The sequence below is a fragment of the Chryseolinea lacunae genome (genome assembly GCF_016735595.1).
In the GTDB taxonomy this organism is placed as follows: domain Bacteria; phylum Bacteroidota; class Bacteroidia; order Cytophagales; family Cyclobacteriaceae; genus Chryseolinea; species Chryseolinea lacunae.
The window spans coordinates 330,429-349,438 of record NZ_JAERRB010000001.1 but is presented as its reverse complement, the minus strand read 5'-3'; the positions used below and the strand labels follow the sequence as shown (position 1 = coordinate 349,438).

General features: G+C 52.1%; 13 protein-coding genes and 1 pseudogene. 7 read left to right on the top strand and 7 right to left on the bottom strand.

Going from position 1 to position 19,010, the window contains the following annotated elements; translation table 11 throughout:
• Nucleotides 1–218 precede the first annotated feature (218 nt).
• The 4 genes from JI741_RS01260 to JI741_RS01245 all read left to right on the top strand — a co-directional run bounded on the left by JI741_RS01260 (nucleotide 219) and on the right by JI741_RS01245 (nucleotide 9,075).
• Nucleotides 219–662: a DUF6934 family protein gene (locus tag JI741_RS01260; protein WP_202006787.1), complete on the top strand. Its 444-nt coding sequence runs from the start codon at nucleotides 219–221 to the stop codon at nucleotides 660–662.
• A gap of 32 nt (nucleotides 663–694) precedes the next feature.
• Nucleotides 695–895: a hypothetical protein gene (locus JI741_RS01255; RefSeq protein WP_202006786.1), complete on the top strand. Its 201-nt coding sequence runs from the start codon at nucleotides 695–697 to the stop codon at nucleotides 893–895.
• 476 nt (nucleotides 896–1,371) lie between these two features.
• On the top strand, nucleotides 1,372–6,222 hold the full coding sequence (locus tag JI741_RS01250; protein WP_202006785.1) for a fibronectin type III domain-containing protein: 4,851 nt from the start codon (nucleotides 1,372–1,374) through the stop codon (nucleotides 6,220–6,222).
• 390 nt (nucleotides 6,223–6,612) lie between these two features.
• A complete protein-coding gene (locus JI741_RS01245) occupies nucleotides 6,613–9,075 on the top strand; it encodes an ABC transporter permease (RefSeq protein ID WP_202006784.1) in 2,463 nt (820 codons plus the stop codon).
• Between the two features lie 57 nt (nucleotides 9,076–9,132).
• On the opposite strand, the gene JI741_RS01240 is transcribed toward JI741_RS01245, so the two are convergent.
• Entirely contained in the window at nucleotides 9,133–9,525 is a 393-nt protein-coding gene (locus tag JI741_RS01240) for a hypothetical protein (protein ID WP_202006783.1), read from the bottom strand.
• Complete coding sequence (locus JI741_RS01235) at nucleotides 9,522–10,190, bottom strand: DUF2306 domain-containing protein (RefSeq protein ID WP_202006782.1); 669 nt, start codon at nucleotides 10,188–10,190, stop codon at nucleotides 9,522–9,524. Before JI741_RS01235 ends, JI741_RS01240 begins: the two co-directional genes overlap by 4 nt.
• A gap of 325 nt (nucleotides 10,191–10,515) precedes the next feature.
• Here JI741_RS01235 and JI741_RS01230 point away from each other — a divergent pair.
• Nucleotides 10,516–11,106 (top strand): annotated as a pseudogene (locus JI741_RS01230) (DUF1028 domain-containing protein); the annotation flags it as partial.
• A 53-nt stretch (nucleotides 11,107–11,159) separates the two neighbouring features.
• Here JI741_RS01230 and JI741_RS01225 read toward each other — a convergent pair.
• Both JI741_RS01225 and JI741_RS01220 read right to left on the bottom strand, forming a co-directional pair.
• Entirely contained in the window at nucleotides 11,160–12,008 is an 849-nt protein-coding gene (locus JI741_RS01225) for an alpha/beta hydrolase (protein ID WP_202006780.1), read from the bottom strand.
• 135 nt (nucleotides 12,009–12,143) lie between these two features.
• A complete protein-coding gene (locus JI741_RS01220) occupies nucleotides 12,144–12,752 on the bottom strand; it encodes a Crp/Fnr family transcriptional regulator (RefSeq protein WP_236675819.1) in 609 nt (202 codons plus the stop codon).
• A gap of 84 nt (nucleotides 12,753–12,836) precedes the next feature.
• On the opposite strand from JI741_RS01220, the gene JI741_RS01215 reads away from it, so the two are divergent.
• Nucleotides 12,837–14,135: an agmatine deiminase family protein gene (locus JI741_RS01215; protein WP_202006779.1), complete on the top strand. Its 1,299-nt coding sequence runs from the start codon at nucleotides 12,837–12,839 to the stop codon at nucleotides 14,133–14,135.
• 16 nt (nucleotides 14,136–14,151) lie between these two features.
• Here JI741_RS01215 and JI741_RS01210 read toward each other — a convergent pair whose 3' ends face one another.
• The 3 genes from JI741_RS01210 to JI741_RS01200 all read right to left on the bottom strand — a co-directional run bounded on the left by JI741_RS01210 (nucleotide 14,152) and on the right by JI741_RS01200 (nucleotide 16,712).
• Nucleotides 14,152–14,664 carry an SRPBCC family protein gene (locus tag JI741_RS01210; protein ID WP_202006778.1) on the bottom strand — a complete coding sequence of 171 codons (513 nt, stop codon included), beginning with the start codon at nucleotides 14,662–14,664 and terminating at the stop codon, nucleotides 14,152–14,154.
• A complete protein-coding gene (locus JI741_RS01205; protein WP_202006777.1) occupies nucleotides 14,661–15,074 on the bottom strand; it encodes an ArsR/SmtB family transcription factor in 414 nt (137 codons plus the stop codon). Before JI741_RS01205 ends, JI741_RS01210 begins: the two co-directional genes overlap by 4 nt.
• Nucleotides 15,075–15,269: 195 nt before the next feature.
• Entirely contained in the window at nucleotides 15,270–16,712 is a 1,443-nt protein-coding gene (locus JI741_RS01200; RefSeq protein WP_202006776.1) for a hypothetical protein, read from the bottom strand.
• Between the two features lie 111 nt (nucleotides 16,713–16,823).
• Between JI741_RS01200 and JI741_RS01195 the strand changes: the two genes are divergently transcribed.
• Complete coding sequence (locus tag JI741_RS01195) at nucleotides 16,824–18,812, top strand: PI-PLC domain-containing protein (RefSeq protein ID WP_202006775.1); 1,989 nt, start codon at nucleotides 16,824–16,826, stop codon at nucleotides 18,810–18,812.
• Nucleotides 18,813–19,010: the final 198 nt, after the last annotated feature.

Sequence of the window (19,010 nt, the reverse complement as noted above, 5' to 3'; positions counted from 1 at the left end):
ATAGAGTGTGAGATTTACATGCAATCGGGAAAGTCTAAGGACTTTCCCGATTTTTGTTTTTAATACAGTTTGTATCGTTCAGGGGGTGATGAGACGATTACTTTGAGCTTTTTTGTCCTGTTTTTTTTGACTGCAAAATTAATTCAGTGGCACATTCTATTCTTGTCTGGCACACGGAATGATTTCCGTGTGTTCCAGGAAATCTTAACGTTATCAAAATGGAAATGCCACATTACCCAATGGTTGTCAGCGAAGATCGACTGACGTATGAGTTTTTCAGTGACGGTCCTAAGGGGAAGATTCTGAAATCGATTTGGTATGAACCCCTTCAGACGTTTTCTTTGGTCTTTAACCTCGCTCTTGGTGATGTGGACAACGATATGGGCGATATTCGATGCGATGTGGTCTCAAATAACAACGATCGCGATAAGGTTCTGCGCACGGTGGCAGAATCTGTAATCGTGCTGTGTCGTTTCTATCCATCGGCCTATGTTGTTTTTCAGGGGAACTCCCCGGCAAGAACGAGATTGTATAGGATGATGCTCTCAAAACACTTATCGGAAATTCGCCAACGCTTTTGGGTATTTGGTATACTGCGCGATCGGACAGAACCGTTTCGGAAAAATAAAAACTATCGGAGCTTCATGGTGAAGGCGAAGTAGTTGTATTTTAGAGTAACGAAACACACATATTTATGAAAACCATAGCGAACAAACAAACCATCCGGGCAAACGCACCACAACAGTATCTGACACAACAAGAAACAGATAGAATCACAAGCAACCGCGAAATGATCAAGAAGCATGAAGAAGCAAAGGCGTTCTTCAAGGATGTGAACTTGAGCAAATTCTTGGAAGAGGCAAAAGCGCACGAGCAGGTGATGGGAAGAAAATAGTGTTTGTTTCTATGAAGTCTGTTGTTTGAATGTTGTATGAATTTTAGTGAGTCCCAAGGGTTGCCTCGGCTTAGCGGCAATTGACTGCCCGGGCACACCTCCAAAAAGCAAGCGCCCCGATCCAATACTGGCTACTCGAAAAGTCATCAGGAGCATTTCCGGCCTTTCGCATTTTTACAATACTTTCTGGTTTTCACAACGTAGGTTTTAAGAGTTAACCAAAAGTTAATAAGAGCAGTGTGGCTTGATATGGTGTTGGATTATAACGTTTATACTATCTTCGCCGAAACCCTTGACCTTCTCACATTTTTGTTGGAGCATTTTAAGTTTTACTGGTAGACCATGAGGGACTGAGCGTCGGAGCCGCTCACGAACTTTGATACTTTAATCCGGGCGGTGTAGTTGTAGTGGGCAATCAAAAGGGTTTGCATTTTTTTTTATCCCCCCAGGATTAGATAAAATATCTCAAAGACCTCATGAAGAAGATTGTACTGATCTGCGGAATGCTAGTGCTCATTCGCGTGCTAGCTTTTGCGCAACCGATTGTTCCCGGTGGATTTAACGCATCAACCTTATCCGCCACAGGCATCGTGCTGAATTGGACGGACCTCTCCTCAAACGAAACAGGCTTTCAAATTGAACGATCGACATCGCCGGAGAGTGGATTCGCGCTGGTGGCAACGACTGGCGCAAACACCACGACCTATATCAACAACACTGGACTCGCTTCCGGCAAGGCATACTACTATCGGGTCCGTGCCACGAATGCCTCGGGTGCTTCGGCTTACACGCCGGTGGTTACGGCCACTACCGGGCTTCGCAGATTTCTCATCGATTTTGGATCGCCTTCCGTCCAGACCACCGTGTCGGGATGGAACAACGTGACCACGCCGGCAACGGGAACAACCGTGAGCCTGGTGGAAAGTACGGGCGCACCGTCGTCGCTCAGTCTGTTGATTGTGAAAGACCCCTCAAACGGCTACGCGGCTAACAACACCTCGGGAAGCACAACGGCAGTGCTCGACTATCCCGTGTCGGCGGTGAGCGATAGTCATTTCGGATGGGGCTCTGGTGGTTCGTATCGCATCAGCGGGTTAGACAACAGCAAGGTTTATAACTTACGCATCTTCGGTTCGCGGCTTTATGTGGGCGACTCGCGCAAGGGCACGTTCACCATCAACGGCCAGCAGCAAATATTGGAAACCGCCAACAACACATCGCAGACCATCGTGTTCAAAGGGATGGTGCCGGTGTCGGGCACGCTCACCATCAACTTTGCCGTAGCGACAGGCTCAACGTTTACCTACATCAACGTGCTCGACATTGTGGAAGAAGGAACGGCGATTCCTCCTGCACCACAAGCGTTGACGGCCATGGCCCGTACGTCCACACAAGTGAACCTGGCCTGGACCGACGCATCGGCCAACGAGACGGGTTTTCAAATCGAACGGTCGTCAACATCCGGCGCGGGCTATGCCGTGCTGACCACTACGGAACCCAACACAACAACGTATTCAGACATCAACCTTACGCCAGGCACTACCTACTACTATCGTGTCAAAGCGGTGAATGCCGAGGGAAGTTCCAGCTACACGGCCGAAGTCAGTGCTACCACGCTTGTGCCGCCACCCGCTGCGCCCACCTCACTGACGGCTAATGCACAATCGGCCTCGCAGGTTGATCTGGGGTGGACGGACAATGCTGACAACGAAACTGCATTTCAGTTGGAACGCTCACTGACGGCGACAACCGGATTCGCTTTGGTAGCCACGCTATCGGCGAATGTAACAACCTACTCGGATGCTACACCAGCGGCAAACACAACGTATCACTATCGCGTGCGTGCCCTCAACGCGGGAGGAAATTCGGCCTACTCCGCAGAAGTTCAGGTGACCACGCTGCATGGTCCTCCGGCCACACCAACGCTAGCCGTTGTCGGCGTCACCTCATCCCAAGTCAGCCTGTCGTGGACCGAATCGGGAGAGGTGACGGCTTTTCAGTTGGAGCGATCGGCGACGTCAGGTTCGGATTTCACAACCATTGCCTCTGCCGATGCAAAGGCTACGGTAGAGGTTGATACAAACGTGCTTCCAGGCACACAGTATTTCTATCGCCTGAAAGCTGTGAACGAAGCCGGTAGTTCGGCGTATAGTGTTGAAGTTAACGCTACCACGCTGCCATTGCTACCCGCAGCACCCACTACGTTGGTGGCCGAAGCGAGTTCGGCCACACAGATCGACTTAACCTGGCAAGATGGCTCCGACAATGAAACCGGGTTTGAAATTGAGCGTTCGTTGACAGAAGGTTCAGGCTTTGTTCGGATCATCACCACCGCGGCGAACACCACGCACTATTCCGACACGGGCCTTGCTGCCAGCACGTCGTACTTTTATAGAGTGAAAGCGGTGAACGCTGGCGGAAGTTCAGCATCTACGCCGGAGGCCACAGCCATCACACTCGCCGCCCCGCCGGCATCCCCGGCATCGCCTTCGGCCATAACCGCCACGGCCGTCAGCTCAACCCAAATCAACCTAAACTGGCAAGATGTTTCAAGCAATGAAACAGGTTTTCAGATAGAGCGATCGCTCATAAGTCAACAGGGATACACATTGTTGTATACGGCCCGGGCAAGCACTACATCCTACAACGATACTGGTCTTGCAGAAGGCACGACCTATTACTATCGTCTTCGTGCCATCAACGCAACGGGTTCTTCATCCTACACTCCCGAAGCAAACGCCACGACACTTCCCGTCACACAAGCCTATGGTCAGATCTTTTCCGAGACAGCATTTTCATCGGCCACACGGTTCCCCACAAAAGGCACGGGCATAAGCCGCGACACCGACAAACTGGTGTTGACCGGAAATCCATCGCTGTTCAGCTCCTACATCTATCACGACGATCCTGCCAATCCCTTTCGCTACACATGTCTTGAAAACTGGAATGTACGCGTCAGAGTAAAGACACCTTCCACATTGAATGCGAGCAGCTACGGCATCGGCATTGGTGTGCAGAGCGTGAATACGGCCGACCCTTACTCGACGACCATGCGCTGGGGTTGGGACAGTGGGCAAAACTTCATCTATCTCTACTACAAGTCGACGACATCGCTGCAAATGGTGTCTACCACGAAATACGTACCCACGGCAAATACCTATTATTGGGTGGAAGTGACGCGGGCGAAAGACGCGTTCACCTACACCATTTTTGATGGTGCCACCGGCAAGACACAACTGTTCACCACCAAGCTCACCTTTCCCACCTTCACTGCCGGCAACTATGTGAAAGCACACAACACCGGCCAGTTTTGTCTTCACCAGTTTGGGGGTACCAATAGTGAGGTAACAAATTGGGAAGTGTCGACCACGGCCATGAAGAACGCCGACTACATTGGTGTGGGCGATAGCAACATGCACGGGTTGTTCGCCTCCAGCAACAGTCAGCGTTGGATTGAAAGTGCTATGACCAGCGCGGGCAAATCGTTCAACATTCTCGCCGGCATCTCCGATCGCTCAGCGGATGTGGTGAGGCGAATTCCTGAAGTGATTGCACTGAAACCCAAAGCCGTGGTGCTCTCCATTGGCCGAAACGATCTGGCCAACGGTGTCGCGCTGTCGACCGTGCAAGCGAACATCGACTACATCATCAACACACTTCAGTCGGCGGGCATCACCGTGAACCTGGCAGGTGTGGTGGCGAGCAACGTGAATGTGTCGGCCTTGCAGGCGTACTACAACGGCAAACCGAATGTTCAGGTGAATGGCTACACCGCCACAAAAGCGAGCTCGGGCACAACACTGAACGGTAGCTACAACTCAGGCGACAACATCCACCTGAACCAGGCCGGTAACACGGCCATGTCAAAACTGTTGCTCACCATACTCACGCCGCAGTCACCTCCTGCTGCACCGGCCACACTGTCGGCATCATCGGTTTCATCATCCCAGATCAACCTCACCTGGACAGACAACGCCAGCAACGAAACGGGCTTTCAAATTGAACGATCGCTCACCACGGCAACGGGCTTCACACTCGTGGCCACCACGGCACCAAACACCAACACCTACGCCAACACCGGCCTTGCCGCCAGCACAAAATATTATTATCGCATACGCGCAGTCAATGGCGGTGGCAACTCCAGCTACACCGCCGAGGCCAGCGCCACAACACAAGGTGTTGCTCTCCCTGCCGCGCCCACCACGCTGAAGGCAACGGCTGCATCAGCAACATTGATCAACCTAAGCTGGACCGATGCATCCTCGAGTGAAACAGGATTTCAAATCGAACGATCACTCACCACGGGCGCAGCCTTCGCGGTGATCGCCACCACCGCGAGCAATGTCACCACCTATGCTGACAACGGCGTGTCGGCTCAAAAAAAATATTTCTATCGCATCAAAGCCGTCAACAGCGCGGGAGGATCTGCATACACCACAGAAGTCAGTGCCACGACAACACCCGTCAGTGCAGAGTCGAAAGGCGGCAGACGATTCCTGATCGACTTTGGTTCGCCCGGCACGGAGACACTGCTCACCGGCTGGAACAACGTGACCTCGCCCGCAACAGGGTCCATCACCAACCTGGTAGAAAGCACGGGAGCGTCTACGACGTTGAGTTTTGAAATCGTGAAAGATCCTTCCAACGGATACGGTGCCTACAACGCGGTCGGAAGCACACAGCCATTGCTCGACTATCCCGTTTCTGCTGTGAGCGACAGTCACTACGGATGGGGTGCCGGTGGAAGCTATCGCATCAACGGACTCGACAACGGCAAGCTTTACAGTCTGCGCATTTTTGGCTCGCGCATGTCGGTGGGCGACTCGCGCATAGCAACGTTCACCATCAACGGCCAGCAACAACTTCTTGAAACTGCCAACAACACCACCGAGACCATTGTGTTTGCCGATGTTGCGCCCACCTCAGGCACCATCACCCTTGCCTTCAACGTTGCGTCAGGCTCCACCTTCACCTACATCAATGTGCTGGACATTTCGGAAAGCACATCATCAGGTGCTACCTCACGAGTCCCAGCCAATACGTTTACATCAACATCCGAATTGCCGGATGCATCGTCAGGCGATGAGACGGGCCTTCAGGTCTATCCAAACCCCGCCGCCGATCATGTCAACATAAAAGCGAACGATGCGGTGGCACAGACCGCCGTTATTCAGATCGTGAACTTGCCGGGCGTTTCTGTGTACGATCGCGCGACCATGACCAATCAGAACGAAGCGTTTGACGTTCGGTCGTTGTCTCCGGGAATGTACATTATAAGGGTGAAGGTGGGGGAGAAGTATTGCACGGGATTTTTTGTGCGCGACTAGTTCAGTAATAGAGGCTAGCAACAAAATAGATGTCTCCCTCCAGGGGGATGAAAAAGTCCTATTACAATAGGAAGACGAATTTCATTACAATACGATTCCCTTTCCCATAGTGATAGGACTTACCCTCCCATAGTGATAGGAAGGATAGTCCCATCACCATAGGACAAGTAGTCCTACGGCTTACAATTTCATTTTGCACCATAATGCAATTCGGAATTATCCGGCAAGGGGTCCTTGTCCAACCCGGCAACCGCCCGATTTCGGACCCCTGCACTTCAAAATCGGATACACCTCACCCGTACCGTGGGAGCAAGAGGGCCGAAACAATCCGTTGCAGCGGGTTGCGAAAGGTGGAATGAATTTGGCAACACCAGTGGAAACATATAGCGTATGATTCGGAATTATCTGATCGTGGCCTGGCGCAACCTTGTGCGGAACCGGGTGTTTTCAACCATCAATGTTGTGGGATTGGCCATCGGGTTGTCGGTGTGCGGCCTCATCTATCAATACATTCAGTTCGAGCGGAGCTATGAGGTGTTCAACCCCAATGCCGACCGGCTCTACCGCGTCACGCTTAGTAATCTCGACGCCGACCACTCACAACACGAGTCGGCAACCAACCATCCCGCTACAGCCCCGGCCATGAAAGCCGACTTCCCCGAAGTGGAGGCCTTCTCGCGCCTGGCCCGCACCAATTTCTTTATCAGCTCCGTCACGCTTTCCACACAAGACAAAAGTGGCAACGCCGTGGCGTTCAACGAAGAGAAAATGTTTCTCGCCGATGCGCCATTCCTGACCATGTTTTCATATCCCATGCTGCAAGGCAACCCTGCCACCGCGTTGAAAGAACCCAACTCGGTGGTGATCGCTGAATCGGTCGCCAAAAAATTCTTTGGCAACGAGCCAGCCCTGGGTAAACAGCTCAGCCTGAACCGTGAGCTCAACCTTAACGTGACGGGTGTGATGAAAGACATTCCTCAAAACTCTCACCTCTCGTTCAACGTGCTGGTGTCGTTTTCTTCGCTGGGCGAAAAGTGGGGCTATGATCAATGGCGGTGGCCCGAGTTCTATAACTATGTGTTGCTGAAGCCCGGCATAAACGCTGCGGCATTCGAAAACAAGTTTCCTGCGTTTGTCGATAAGTATCTCGGCGACGTGAAGCGCGAATACAAATGGGACATTCGCATGGCATTGCAAAAAGTGCCTTCCATACACCTCATGTCAAACCTTGCACTGGAGCAGGACACCAACGGCAGCGAGCGCATTGTTTATTTCCTGGGACTGCTGGGCATTTTTGTTCTGGTGGTGGCGTGGATCAACTACATCAATTTGTCGACGGCCAAATCGCTGGAGCGAAGCAAGGAAGTGGGGCTACGCAAAGTAGTAGGTGCCAGCAAGCGACAGTTGGTTGTTCAGTTTTTCTTTGATGCCTTCCTGGTAAACGCGATGGCCATGTTGTTGGCGGCTGCGATTCTTTTGGTGACAATGCCGCTCTTCGAACAGCTTGTCGAAAAGCAGATCAGCGCTGTGCTCTATCAGCAGGGCCTGCTTGCCAACCCGGGCATTTTGATTCTGGCGGCAATCATTCTGCTGGCGGGAACACTTTTGGTGGGAGCCTATCCGGCGCTGATGTTGTCGTCGTTCAACCCCGCGCAGGTGTTGAAAGGAAAGTTCTATAAATCGGCTTCAGGCCAATGGTTGCGCAAAGGGCTGGTGTCATTTCAATATGTGCTGTCGATTTTTCTGATTGCGGGCACCATCACCATGTATCGTCAGCTGTCGTTCATGCAGAATCAGGATCTGGGCTATGCAAAAGACCAGGTGCTGGTGCTGAAGACACCGGCGGTGTTCGACTCCACCATCATGACCCACATCACGTGGTTCAAAGGCGAATTGGGTCAACTGGCTTCCGTGAAAAATGCATCCGTTTCAAACGGCGTGCCCGGTCGTGTTTTGCTCTCGCGCAACGGCATACGCAAGTTGAGCCAGGGACCGGAGTCGGACTTCAATTGTTATCAGAAGTCGATCGACGATAACTTTCTGTCCACCTTTGGCATTGGGCTGGTGGCAGGCCGCGGGTTCACGGACAAGGATTTGTTTGTATACGACAAGGAAGCTCCAATTCTGATCAACGAACTGATGAGCCGCAAACTGGGCTATGCCAAACCCGAAGACGCCGTGAACGAAAAGGTGGCGTTCGGCATGGGCCCGCGCGAGCAACACGGCGAGATTGTGGGCGTCATCAAAAACTATCACCAGGTTTCGCTGCACGAAAACTACGAACCCATGATGTTTATCCAGCCCGAGTTCTTCTCCTGGAACTACATCTCCGTGCACCTCGAGGCCGGCAACATGACGGCATCCATTGATGCGGTGAAGAAACTGTATGACGAAGCGTTTCCCAACAACGCGTTCGAGTATTTTTTCCTGGACGAATATTTTAACCGTCAATACAACTCCGACGTACGCCTGGGCGCTGTGTTTGGGATCTTCACCGGTCTTGCCATTGTGATCGCCTGCCTGGGGTTGCTGGGACTTTCAATCTTCGCTGTGGTGCATCGCACCAAGGAGGTGGGCATACGCAAAGTGTTAGGTGCTTCGGTGCCGACTATTCTTGCACTGTTCTCGCGCGATTTCATTAAGCTGTTGCTGGTGGCCTATGTCGTTGCAATTCCCTTTGTTTACTTTGGCGTGAATCGCTGGCTGTCGGACTTTGCGTTTCATATTTCGCCGGGTTGGGATGTGTATTTGGTGCCGCTCGTCATTCTGGCCCTCATCTCCATCACCACGGTTGGGTTCATCTGCTTCCGCGCCGCCACGGCCAACCCAACCCAGTCGCTGAGACAGGAGTAGGGGGGATGAAAAAAACTGGCGTGAGGTATGGCCCCTCACGCCAGAAAAACCAACGTACTAATGCACAACCGTTGCCGTATCCACGCGACGCGTCTTCATATTCCGCAACACCAGACTGCGAAGTGAATCGCGGCTGCGAATGGAATCCTTCGTCAGGTATTGGATCTCATCAAACTGCATGGCCCGACTATAGACCTTTGGTGAAATTTTGGCGAACCTATCCATCGAACGGATCTTCTCTGTTTTGTAAAGTTTCTTTTGCCGCACCACTTTCGTGTTATTGCTTTTTGAACTGTGTTTCTGATCCAGCGAGTCAGACTCCCGGCTGGTATCTTCATAGCGACGAACATAGGTGGTGTCTTTGGCGGTGTTGACTCCGGGCATCAGCCAGAAGACAATAATCGAAAGGACAATGACACACAGGGCAAAGATTTTTCGGATGGGTTTCATAGTGGTAGGGATTTTAGTGTATTTATTTTTTTTGACTGCAGGGTAAACAAGATGATGAGCTCTGCCAGAAGCATGTTGCCAAACAACCCGAGCCATTGCGAGATGGCATAGTTGTCCTGGTAAGGCACGTTGAGAAGAAAGAACACGATGTGGTAAATGCGGAACGTAAGCACAACTGTGGCTACGGCGTAGGAGCGGATCATGGCATGAAAATGTTCCACCTTGTCGCCGCCGCGAATGGCCTGCTGCCCGCGATAGGTAAACACGGCCAGCAAAACACCCTGCAACATAAATCCCACCTGGGTGATGAACCCTCCTTTGGCGTAGAGGGCCAGGTACATGCCCGTAGGACAAACAATAAACAACGTGATCCAAACATATAATTTCCCGATAGTCTTGTGGAGCGGTAGCGCACCTTTGAAGAACCGTCGCGTGAAAAGGAAGAAGGGGCTGAGCAGGCAAAACACACCCGCAGGGAGGTGCACATAGAAGGCCGTCAGCCACACAATGTCTTGTTGGGCGACGCGTTTTTCGGGGAGGATTCCGTATTCACCGCCGTGCGTGAAATAGAGCATGGCGTTGTGCGAGAGCAGGAGCGAAAAGAAAATGAGCGGCACCCAAAGCAAGGTGACGGGCAGCAGCGATAGAATCTTTCGTGGAGTCATGTTCGAATATATCCACGTGCTTAAGGCGCCTGTAGCAACACTTCGTGAACAGGACCTTTTACTTAGCGAACGCCCGGTTTCGATGAGGGAGGTTTGCGGGCCAAGTCGGGTTTTCGGTTGGATACAACAATGGCTGGTCGGTGTATGCCGGACCAATCAGATTCCAGTGTAAATTTGTCTGACGTACTTTCTAACTATGCGCTATTTAAAGCTCGCGGCAATAGCCCTGTTGATGCAATTAATAATCAGCCACACGGCACAGGCAACATGGTCTGTCATCATCATCGACTCGGCCACCGGCACCATTGGCATTGCCGGTGCGTCGTGCTCGCCCAACTGTTATGGCATCGGTCACATTGTGCCGGGCGTTGGGGCCATTGTGGTGCAGGCCATGAGCAACAACGATGCCCGTGAGCGGGGCGTGGAGATGATCGTGGCCAACGCAACACCCGACCAGATCATCGCCGCACTGCGCAACCCGTCGTTCGATCCTGAACGGCAACAGTATGCTGTGTTAACCCTGCGTCATCTTGAACCCTCAACCTACACCGGCACGCAAACGCATAGCCTGGGCGGCGCCCTCACAGCACCCGGCATCTCGGTGCAGGGCAACACCCTCACAACGGACTCGGTGCTACAGAACGTGATGGACGCCGTAGTGGACGGCCAACGTCAACATCTCTCTTTTGAAGACGTGTTGATGAAGGCACTTGAAGCCGGGTCGGACGCTGGTGGCGACAACCGGTGTGGGGAGCAACGTGCCACAAGCGCCTTCATCACCATCTATAAAAAGGAACGTGAGTCAAAACCCCATCTGGACCTCAACACCTTCGGTCAGAAGAAGGGAGGTCAAAACGCCGTGTACTTGCTACGGAAACGGTATGACCGCTGGAAAAATAAGCATGAAGCCGACTAGCGAACGGATGGCATAGAGGTATTCATTCAAGCTCCCCGCACACACGACGCATCCTAGGGCATCACTTTAATGTCGGCAATCTCCTGGAGGGTAAGAAATTCCTGCATGGCGCGAAGGGCATCTTTGCTGTCTTTCGATTCAATGTCTGTGAGCATCCACACATGGTTGGCGTTTTCGAAAACCTGCAATACCGAAGTGGCACCCGCTTTCACCGACGCAGCGTGAAGAACCAGGGAATCGTCGCGCAGAACTTCTTTCGCACCCACCAACGTCAGCGTGGGACTAAGACCACGGAAGTCGCCATGGATCGGCGACATCAGTGGGTGGCCTATGTCTTTACCTCCCGCATATTGGGATGCAGCATAGCGAAGAAAATCTTTCGAGATGATGGGATCCAGTTTTTCGTTTTGCGAATAGCTGGGGTAAACGGTGTCCATGTTCAGCCAGGGTGAGAGCAGGATTTGATATAGAGGTGCCGGTGCGTCCAATTGTTTCAGGTTCAGGGCCACGCTAAGGGCCAGGTTTCCACCGGCGCTGTCGCCCATGAGGCTGAACTGAACTTCGGGAAATGTTCGGTGCAAATGCTGGATCACGGCAACGGTCTCGTTCAGCGCCGTGGGAAATGTTTTTTCGGGCGCGAGCGAATATTCAACAAACAGAATTCTGCGGCCCAGCGCTTTCGCGAAATGGCTCACCATGGCACGGTGCGATTTGAGGGAACCGTATATGTATCCGCCGCCGTGAGTATAGATCACCACTTCGGGGCTGGCAATGTTTGGGGGTGTGAACCAGTAGCTGGTCACGCCACCGAAGATGGCAGATTCTACACGAACGTCGGCTTCCACGGCATAACTAAGTCCCAAGGAATCAAATCCTTTGCGCTCTTCTTTCAGATTGTTCATTTCGTCATTGGTTTTGTCTTGGGCAAAGGTGCGCCGCCTGCAAAACATAGATCTTAATGTATCTTAAGAATTCAGGTTTGAATGATATTTTTTGGATCAGGCTGAGCCGCTATATGACCCGCGCCTGTCCACCTATCATTTGCCGGCAAGGTCCTTGCGCACCTTGCTGAGAAATTCCGGGGTGATGCCGAGGTAGGATGCTATTTGCGTGCTGGGTATGCGATTGGAAAGGTTCGGGTATTGTTCCAGGAAGGTGAGGTATCGTTCTTCGGCTGTGGAGCTGATGTTTTGGAGCACACGATTCTGCATCTCCACAAACTTGTTTTCAAAGATCACCTTGAAATAGCGGACAAACTTGGGGTATTGCTTGTAGAGAAAGAGCAAGTCATCTTTGGTGATGATCAGGATGCGCGAAGGTTCGAGTGTTTCAATGAAAAGCTTGCTGGGTTTGTCGGAATAGAAGCTGCTGATGTCGGCCATCCAATCGTTCTCGGCGGCGAATTGAAGATTGTGTTCTTTGCCGGCGTTGTCGATGCTATACATTTTTAAACACCCTTCCACCACAAACGTATAGTGATGGCACACTGTGCCGGCTTGCAGAACAAATTCTTTTCGCTTCAAAACCTGTTCGGCCACACGCACGGCGAGGTCGTCTTGTTCGTCGGCTGTCAGGGGCACGAGGGCATCGAAATATGAAATGAGCGGGTTGGCTATCACGTGACGATCGGGATTTTGAGATTTCAAAGAAAATCATTTGCATGAACATTTTACCGGTACGTACGGTGTTTAATTTTTGACTATGCTTACCTTTAATAAACCCTCTTTCCAATGAATATTCTCTTTCGTTTTCTTTTGATCGTGGTTGTCGCCGCGTCATGCGCGAAACCAGAAAAGACAGATTTCTACATGCCGGCCGAATGGGAACCTCACGACGCGGTGTGGCTGGGTTGGGAAGATGAATACGAGAGTTATCACCCGGTGGTGTTCAACGTGATTCACGCGCTGATGCCCCATGTGCAGGTGAAGATTGCCGTAGACTCCGACAGCCTGATGCGCGTGGCCAAACACATTTTGTCAGAACACTCCATCGACACCACCCGTCTGCAATTCTACGTGATGCCCGGCGAACGCTACTGGATACGCGACCACGGCGCCGCCTTCCTGGTGAACAGCAAAGGTGAACTTGGCGTAGCCGACTTTGCGTGGAACGGCTATGGCTATCCACAGTGGCTGCAGGAAAAATTCGACAACAACGTGGACAGCGTTAACAAATACTTCAAACCCGTGCGCACAAAAATGACAGGCCAGGTAGACAGTCTTATGGCCATTGCCGAAAACGCCACGGCACTAAAGACCTGGGTCGCGCACGAGGGCGGTGCCATTGAAGTGAATGGCAAGGGCACCCTCATTCTCTGCGAAGCCACGGTTTTTAAACGCAACCCCGGCAAAAGCAAAGAAGAACTTGAACCTGAATTTAAGAGAGTGCTTGGTGTTAACAATATCATCTGGATGAAGCAGGGCCTTGCCGACGACCCGTGGCATTTTATGCGAAGAATCGCAGATAACTATGTGGGCGGCGGCACCGGCGGCCACACCGACGAGTTTGTTCGCTTTGCCAATGCCAACACCATTTTGCTGGCCTGGGTTGATGAGGAAGAGAAAGCGCTGAACACCATTAACAAAATGAACCACGAGCGCATGTCGGAGAACCTGGAGATTCTGGAAGCTGCACGCGATCAGGACGGCAAATCTTTCAACATCGTGAAAGTTCCATTGCCCGATCTGGTCGCCAAAAAAGTGGTGGCACGCGAAACCGTCGACGACTGGAAGACATCGTTAGACATGAGGGTGCGCTCCTTCAAAGCATCGGAAGCGCCTCATGCAGGCGACACGGTGCTGCGGGTGCCAGCCTCAAGCTACATGAACTACCTCGTCACCAACGGCCTTGTGCTTGTACCAACCTACACCAACACAGGTTCCTCGCCGGAGAAGGAAGAGCGTGTGCGGAAAATATTCGCCACACACTTTCCCGGGCGCGAAATTGTTTTCATCGACGCCATGGCCTTGAACTGGAGCGGCGGCGGGATACATTGCTCTACACAGCAACAACCACAGCGAAAGAAGTGATTCGATTCCTTATGGATTATGCCCGCACCGTTTTCAAGTATTTCTCCAAAGCCCTGAACGTTGCGGCAAATCCTTCCTGCACATTGGCGGTGATCGCCTTGAGCGTCGCGGTTTCTTCGGCCGTCGCGTTCACAGCCGTGCCGGTTAAGGTGATGATGGTTTTGCCTTGTGATTCTTTGAAACGAAGCCTATAGAAAATCTCTGCAGGAATCTGAATGTCGAACGGGGCCTTCACCACATTTCCGGCCGCGTCGGCAAAGGCGTTGGTGAACTCCAGCAAATCGTATGGCTCGATGGCGCCGAAGAGGAAGCGGCCATAGTTCACGGCGCCGTCTTTCTCCATCTTGAAATGGAAGATGCCACCCGGTTGGAAATCAAGTTTGATGACGGAGTTTTTACACTCCACAGGTCCCCACCATTCGGCAAGTGCTTCGGCGCTGCCAAAGGCGTTGAACACTGATTTCTTTGGTGCATTGAACTCGTGGGTGATGACGAGGTCGACGTGTTCGAGGTTGGTTTTTGTATTCATTTCTTACGGGATTTTGTTGCTTTACCTTTTGTTGTTTTGCCCTTCGGCGATTTGCTCACGGACGATTCACGCGTCGGTGACTTGCGCGCGGGCATGGTTTGAACCTTGTCCAGGTATTTTTCGAGCGACGCGAACTGCTGGTGCCAGAATTTCTTGTATTGATCAACCCAGCTCGAAACCTCGTGCAGCGTTTGAAGGCGTGCTTCACAAAAGCGCTCCCTTCCTTGTTGCCGCACCACCAGCAAACCACACTCCGTTAGAATTTTGATGTGCGTGGCAATAGACTGGCGTTTCATGTCAAATTGCTCGGCAATGGAATTGAGATTCAAAGGCTTGTCGGCCAGCATGTGAATGATCTGCCGGCGCGTGGGGTCGGCAATGGCTTGAAATACATCTCGTCGGGCTTTCATGGGATATGCAGGTATTTGCCTGCTAATATATAGGCAGGCAAATACCTGCGCAATAGTTTGCTCAATTATTTTTGCGCGTTCCTGAAAAAAGCACGGTGATGAGGTGAGGGAGAATGTTTGCAGAATGCGACAAGGGCAACTGCTTCCCGGACCTTACCTATTTAGGGTTAAGATGCCCAATGAGAAAGAGTCTGTTTAAAGATTGTGTACGTATGCAAACAGGAACCCCGCCGAAAAGTGTGTTGCCGTGGTGAGGCCGGGCTGCCCTGCCAGGAAGTTGTCTTCGTGAGGCTGGCTAAAGTCTACAAACTGCGGATACTTATTGGTTGACGCATAGGTGAGCAGCAGGCCGGTGCGCAGGTTGAACTTCCGGCGTTGGATGTTCACACCGATCTGGGAGTTGAGATGGCTCCAGTACGAGATGTTGTAAGCATTTCCGTTTCCGGAATTTTGTTTGAGGTCGAGGTCATTGTCGGCATAGCGAAAATCGGTGTAGACGCCGACCAATCCCGTCAGTTGGGGGTTGAATGAGTAGCTGAGGCCTACGCCTACATTCAACACCGCGCGGCGAACATCTTTGAAGCGCAGCAGTTCGGAGGTATAGTTTTGGGGTTCGTCGTCGGGCCGTATGTAGACTTCGTTTCGCGGTGTGATGACGCCATAGGTATCCACTTTGCGGAAGTATTCTGCGGCTACATAAACCTTGCCCTTTGCGTAGTCGAAGGCATAGCCGAGGGCCACGCTCACCGGCATTTTCCAGCGTGCCTTCAATTTTTCCTGGCGTGTGTTGGCAAACAGATTCAACGTGTCGGCGGCATTGTCGACGATCAGGTCGCTGATGATGAAGTCGGATTGAATGTAGCCACGCCCATAGAGATGAACCAGGGGCGACGAAATGAGCAAGCCCAGGTGATGACGGCCAGCGTCGTAGGCAAAGCCCGCTTTGAATCGCAGACCGATGTGTGAATAGTTGGCGATGTAGGCTTCCTGCACGTTTGCAAATTCACCAAACAATCCCCCTGCGTTGTAGAGCGCCCGCATCGTGAGACTTCTGTTGTACACATGTTTTCGCAACTGCACTTCCGCCGACAGGCCCACCGAAAACTTTGGCGACATCTTGAAGCCTGCACTCACAATGCCGGTGGTTTCTTTGATGGTGCTGCTGATGTTGGCCTGTCCCACAAAACTTTCGTCGCCCGGGCTATAGGAATCGTTCAGCACATTGAACTTGTCGTCGCGCTGCTGTGACGCCTGAAAGTTGATGACCGGCACATGAAGCAACGCATAGCCAAACGTGACCGAGCGCTTGCCTTTCAGGGCGAGTGTGCCCGACACCATTTGTGGAATGATGGACGCGCCATGGCTTCGGAGATCTTTGCCGGCACCCAGCGCATTGTTTATCGTATAATGATCGTAGTTGTAGACGGTGCCGCTTACCGACACCGAATTTTTGCGCGAACCGGCCAGTAGGGCAGGGTTATAGAAGAACACGCCGCTGTCGCCATTGTGAGCGATGACGGCCCCGGGCACAAGAAAGCCCGCAGGAGAATAGGGTGTGGACCAGTAGTTGGCGTCCTGCGCAACGGCAACGTGCACGCAGCAGCACAGGGTAAAACAGGTTAGAATTTTGGCTCGCATGCCGGTAGAGGGTTTCTGCAAATCTACTTTATTTCCTGGACGAAAACATTTCCGCGGGCAGGGTTGGGGTGAGGTGTTAAGTTCTTTTTCATTTTTAGTACCTTCAACACTATGAAGTTTAACTTGTTTGGAGCGCTCATGCTTGTGACTTTTCTGTTGCCGGTCAACCTCCGTGCACAGAGCCTCACCTTTGGAAGCCCCGTCAACTATTTGCCACATGCCCGCACCGACAAAGCGGTTGACATCACCCGTTTCAAGAATGGCTTCTTTGTGGTTTGGAAAAGCATGGGCAACGACGCGGTGGTGAGCGTGGCCTACCTGGGTAAGCAGGACGCTACGGAATTTTCGGAAGACATCCAGGTTGTGAACACCAGCCAAACCAACGCGGCACCTGTGCTGCGCGTGTTGGGCAGCCGACTCTATGCCTTCTGGATTGCCAGCGACGGGAGCCTACGCTACATCATCAACAATTCCGACAGCACGTTCGACGTTGCGCACGTGAACACCGTGGCATTCTCCAACACCGTGAAGCTGAAGGGCGGCGTGTCGTGCGCGGCCTTTGGCAACACCATCCTCATGGTATCACATGCCGATGACAAGAACAGCATGGTGCACGCGCTGCTTGAAGCCACGGCCGACGGCACGCTGCGCGCAAAAGAACAAAACACCATTGCCGTGTCGGGCAGCAGCGACTATCCGTTTGTTGTGGCACTGAACGACCACACCGCCCGTGTCACTTTCAAGGGCGCAAACCAGGACGCACAATTCTACAGCGCCGACTATGCGCTCGACTCCAAAACGTGGAGTGACAAAACGACCATTCATTTCAAAACAAAAATTTCACCAGCACTCTACCACGTCTTCAATTCTACACGCCTGTTCTATGTGTGGCGAGGTGACAAAAAAGATGATCATCTCTATTATGCTGCAACGGGCACAACGGAGATTCCCAAAAGTCAAACCGAATTGCCCGATGAATATTCCACCGACGTGCCCGTTTCGTTGTGCGCCGTGGACGATAAGAAGTTTGTGGTGTCGTTTGTGGGAAAGGATAATAAATTTTACCTGAGCTATTTCTCCAACTACAATCCCGCGCGCTGGCAGGAAGATATTTTGTTTCCCGCGAAAGCGAACTATACCCTGAAGGATATTGTGATGCCCGGTTCACACGACGCGGGCATGAGCGTGCTCAGCGGCACGGGCGGTATCAATGCTGGCTCTATAAACGAATGCAATGTGTTGACGCAAACTCAAACTATCGAACGGCAACTCAAGGCAGGGCTTCGGATGTTTGATCTTCGCGTCGGTCCCTATAAAGGGGTATTGTATACAAAACACTGTTCGTCCGATTGCATGGCCGATGCTATGGGCGGTGGTTATGGTGAGAAATTTTCGGATGTGCTGCTCGGGCTTAAAAATTTCCTGAAGGAGAATAAAAAGGAATTTGTTGTGTTAACGTTGTCGCACTTCTGCCAGAAAGAAACACCGACTCAGGACATTGCCCGGTTCATTGCCGATGCCCTGGGAACCGACGTGATGTTTAACAACCGACAACAAAGCATTGACCGCGTGACGTTGCGCGAACTGGCTGGCAAAGCCATCGTCACGTTCGAAAAATATGCCTACCCGACCCACAGCATCGACTCTTCGACCATGCAACCCCTTCAGTCAAAGGCCTTCCTCAACCTGCGACGCGAGTACGCAGCCACCAACGATATTTCGAAATTGCTGGCCCGGCAGGTAACATTTTTCAAGGGCTTGAATGAAGGCGCACGCAACAACGAACTGATCCGGCTCGACTGGCAACTGAGCCAAAGCAGCGACGAGGCAGCCATGGTGTGCAACGACTTTCAAAGCGACAACATAAGCCCCATTCTCAACGGTGCCATCCTGCTCACCAATGTGATCCGAAAGCATCGCAGCATCATTGACCTTTCGCTGCGCGGCAATAAATATCTGGTGAGCAATGTGAGCGCGTGGATCGCCGACGGCACCATCAACAAGAGAAACAAACCCAACATTCTGTATGTGGATGCTGCCGGCGCATGGATAACCGATTTCTGTGTGGCGCTGAACGAAATGGAACTCTACCAGAAGTAGACGAGGGCATACGGGCAATCCAAATCCGATAGGATCAGGAATGGCAAACACGGCGCGGTCGATCGCCTCCGGTCGCAAAATGTTCACATGCGGACGAGTGCTGCAGGCAATAGCTTTTGATCCGTTCCAGTGCGGGTTTATTGTGGCATATTTGTTGACATACGCACCATCATGATAAAAAACCATCTCCTCATAACC

What these genes read in the sequence shown, in the direction of transcription:
- JI741_RS01255 (WP_202006786.1), top strand. Translation starts at nt 695, where the DNA reads ATGAAAACCATAGCGAACAAACAAACCATCCGGGCAAACGCACCACAA.
- JI741_RS01195 (WP_202006775.1), top strand. Translation starts at nt 16,824, where the DNA reads ATGAAGTTTAACTTGTTTGGAGCGCTCATGCTTGTGACTTTTCTGTTG.
- JI741_RS01210 (WP_202006778.1), bottom strand. Translation starts at nt 14,664, where the DNA reads ATGAATACAAAAACCAACCTCGAACACGTCGACCTCGTCATCACCCAC.
- JI741_RS01205 (WP_202006777.1), bottom strand. Translation starts at nt 15,074, where the DNA reads ATGAAAGCCCGACGAGATGTATTTCAAGCCATTGCCGACCCCACGCGC.
- JI741_RS01200 (WP_202006776.1), bottom strand. Translation starts at nt 16,712, where the DNA reads ATGCGAGCCAAAATTCTAACCTGTTTTACCCTGTGCTGCTGCGTGCAC.
- JI741_RS01235 (WP_202006782.1), bottom strand. Translation starts at nt 10,190, where the DNA reads ATGACTCCACGAAAGATTCTATCGCTGCTGCCCGTCACCTTGCTTTGG.
- JI741_RS01245 (WP_202006784.1), top strand. Translation starts at nt 6,613, where the DNA reads ATGATTCGGAATTATCTGATCGTGGCCTGGCGCAACCTTGTGCGGAAC.
- JI741_RS01250 (WP_202006785.1), top strand. Translation starts at nt 1,372, where the DNA reads ATGAAGAAGATTGTACTGATCTGCGGAATGCTAGTGCTCATTCGCGTG.
- JI741_RS01260 (WP_202006787.1), top strand. Translation starts at nt 219, where the DNA reads ATGGAAATGCCACATTACCCAATGGTTGTCAGCGAAGATCGACTGACG.
- JI741_RS01240 (WP_202006783.1), bottom strand. Translation starts at nt 9,525, where the DNA reads ATGAAACCCATCCGAAAAATCTTTGCCCTGTGTGTCATTGTCCTTTCG.
- JI741_RS01215 (WP_202006779.1), top strand. Translation starts at nt 12,837, where the DNA reads ATGAATATTCTCTTTCGTTTTCTTTTGATCGTGGTTGTCGCCGCGTCA.
- JI741_RS01225 (WP_202006780.1), bottom strand. Translation starts at nt 12,008, where the DNA reads ATGAACAATCTGAAAGAAGAGCGCAAAGGATTTGATTCCTTGGGACTT.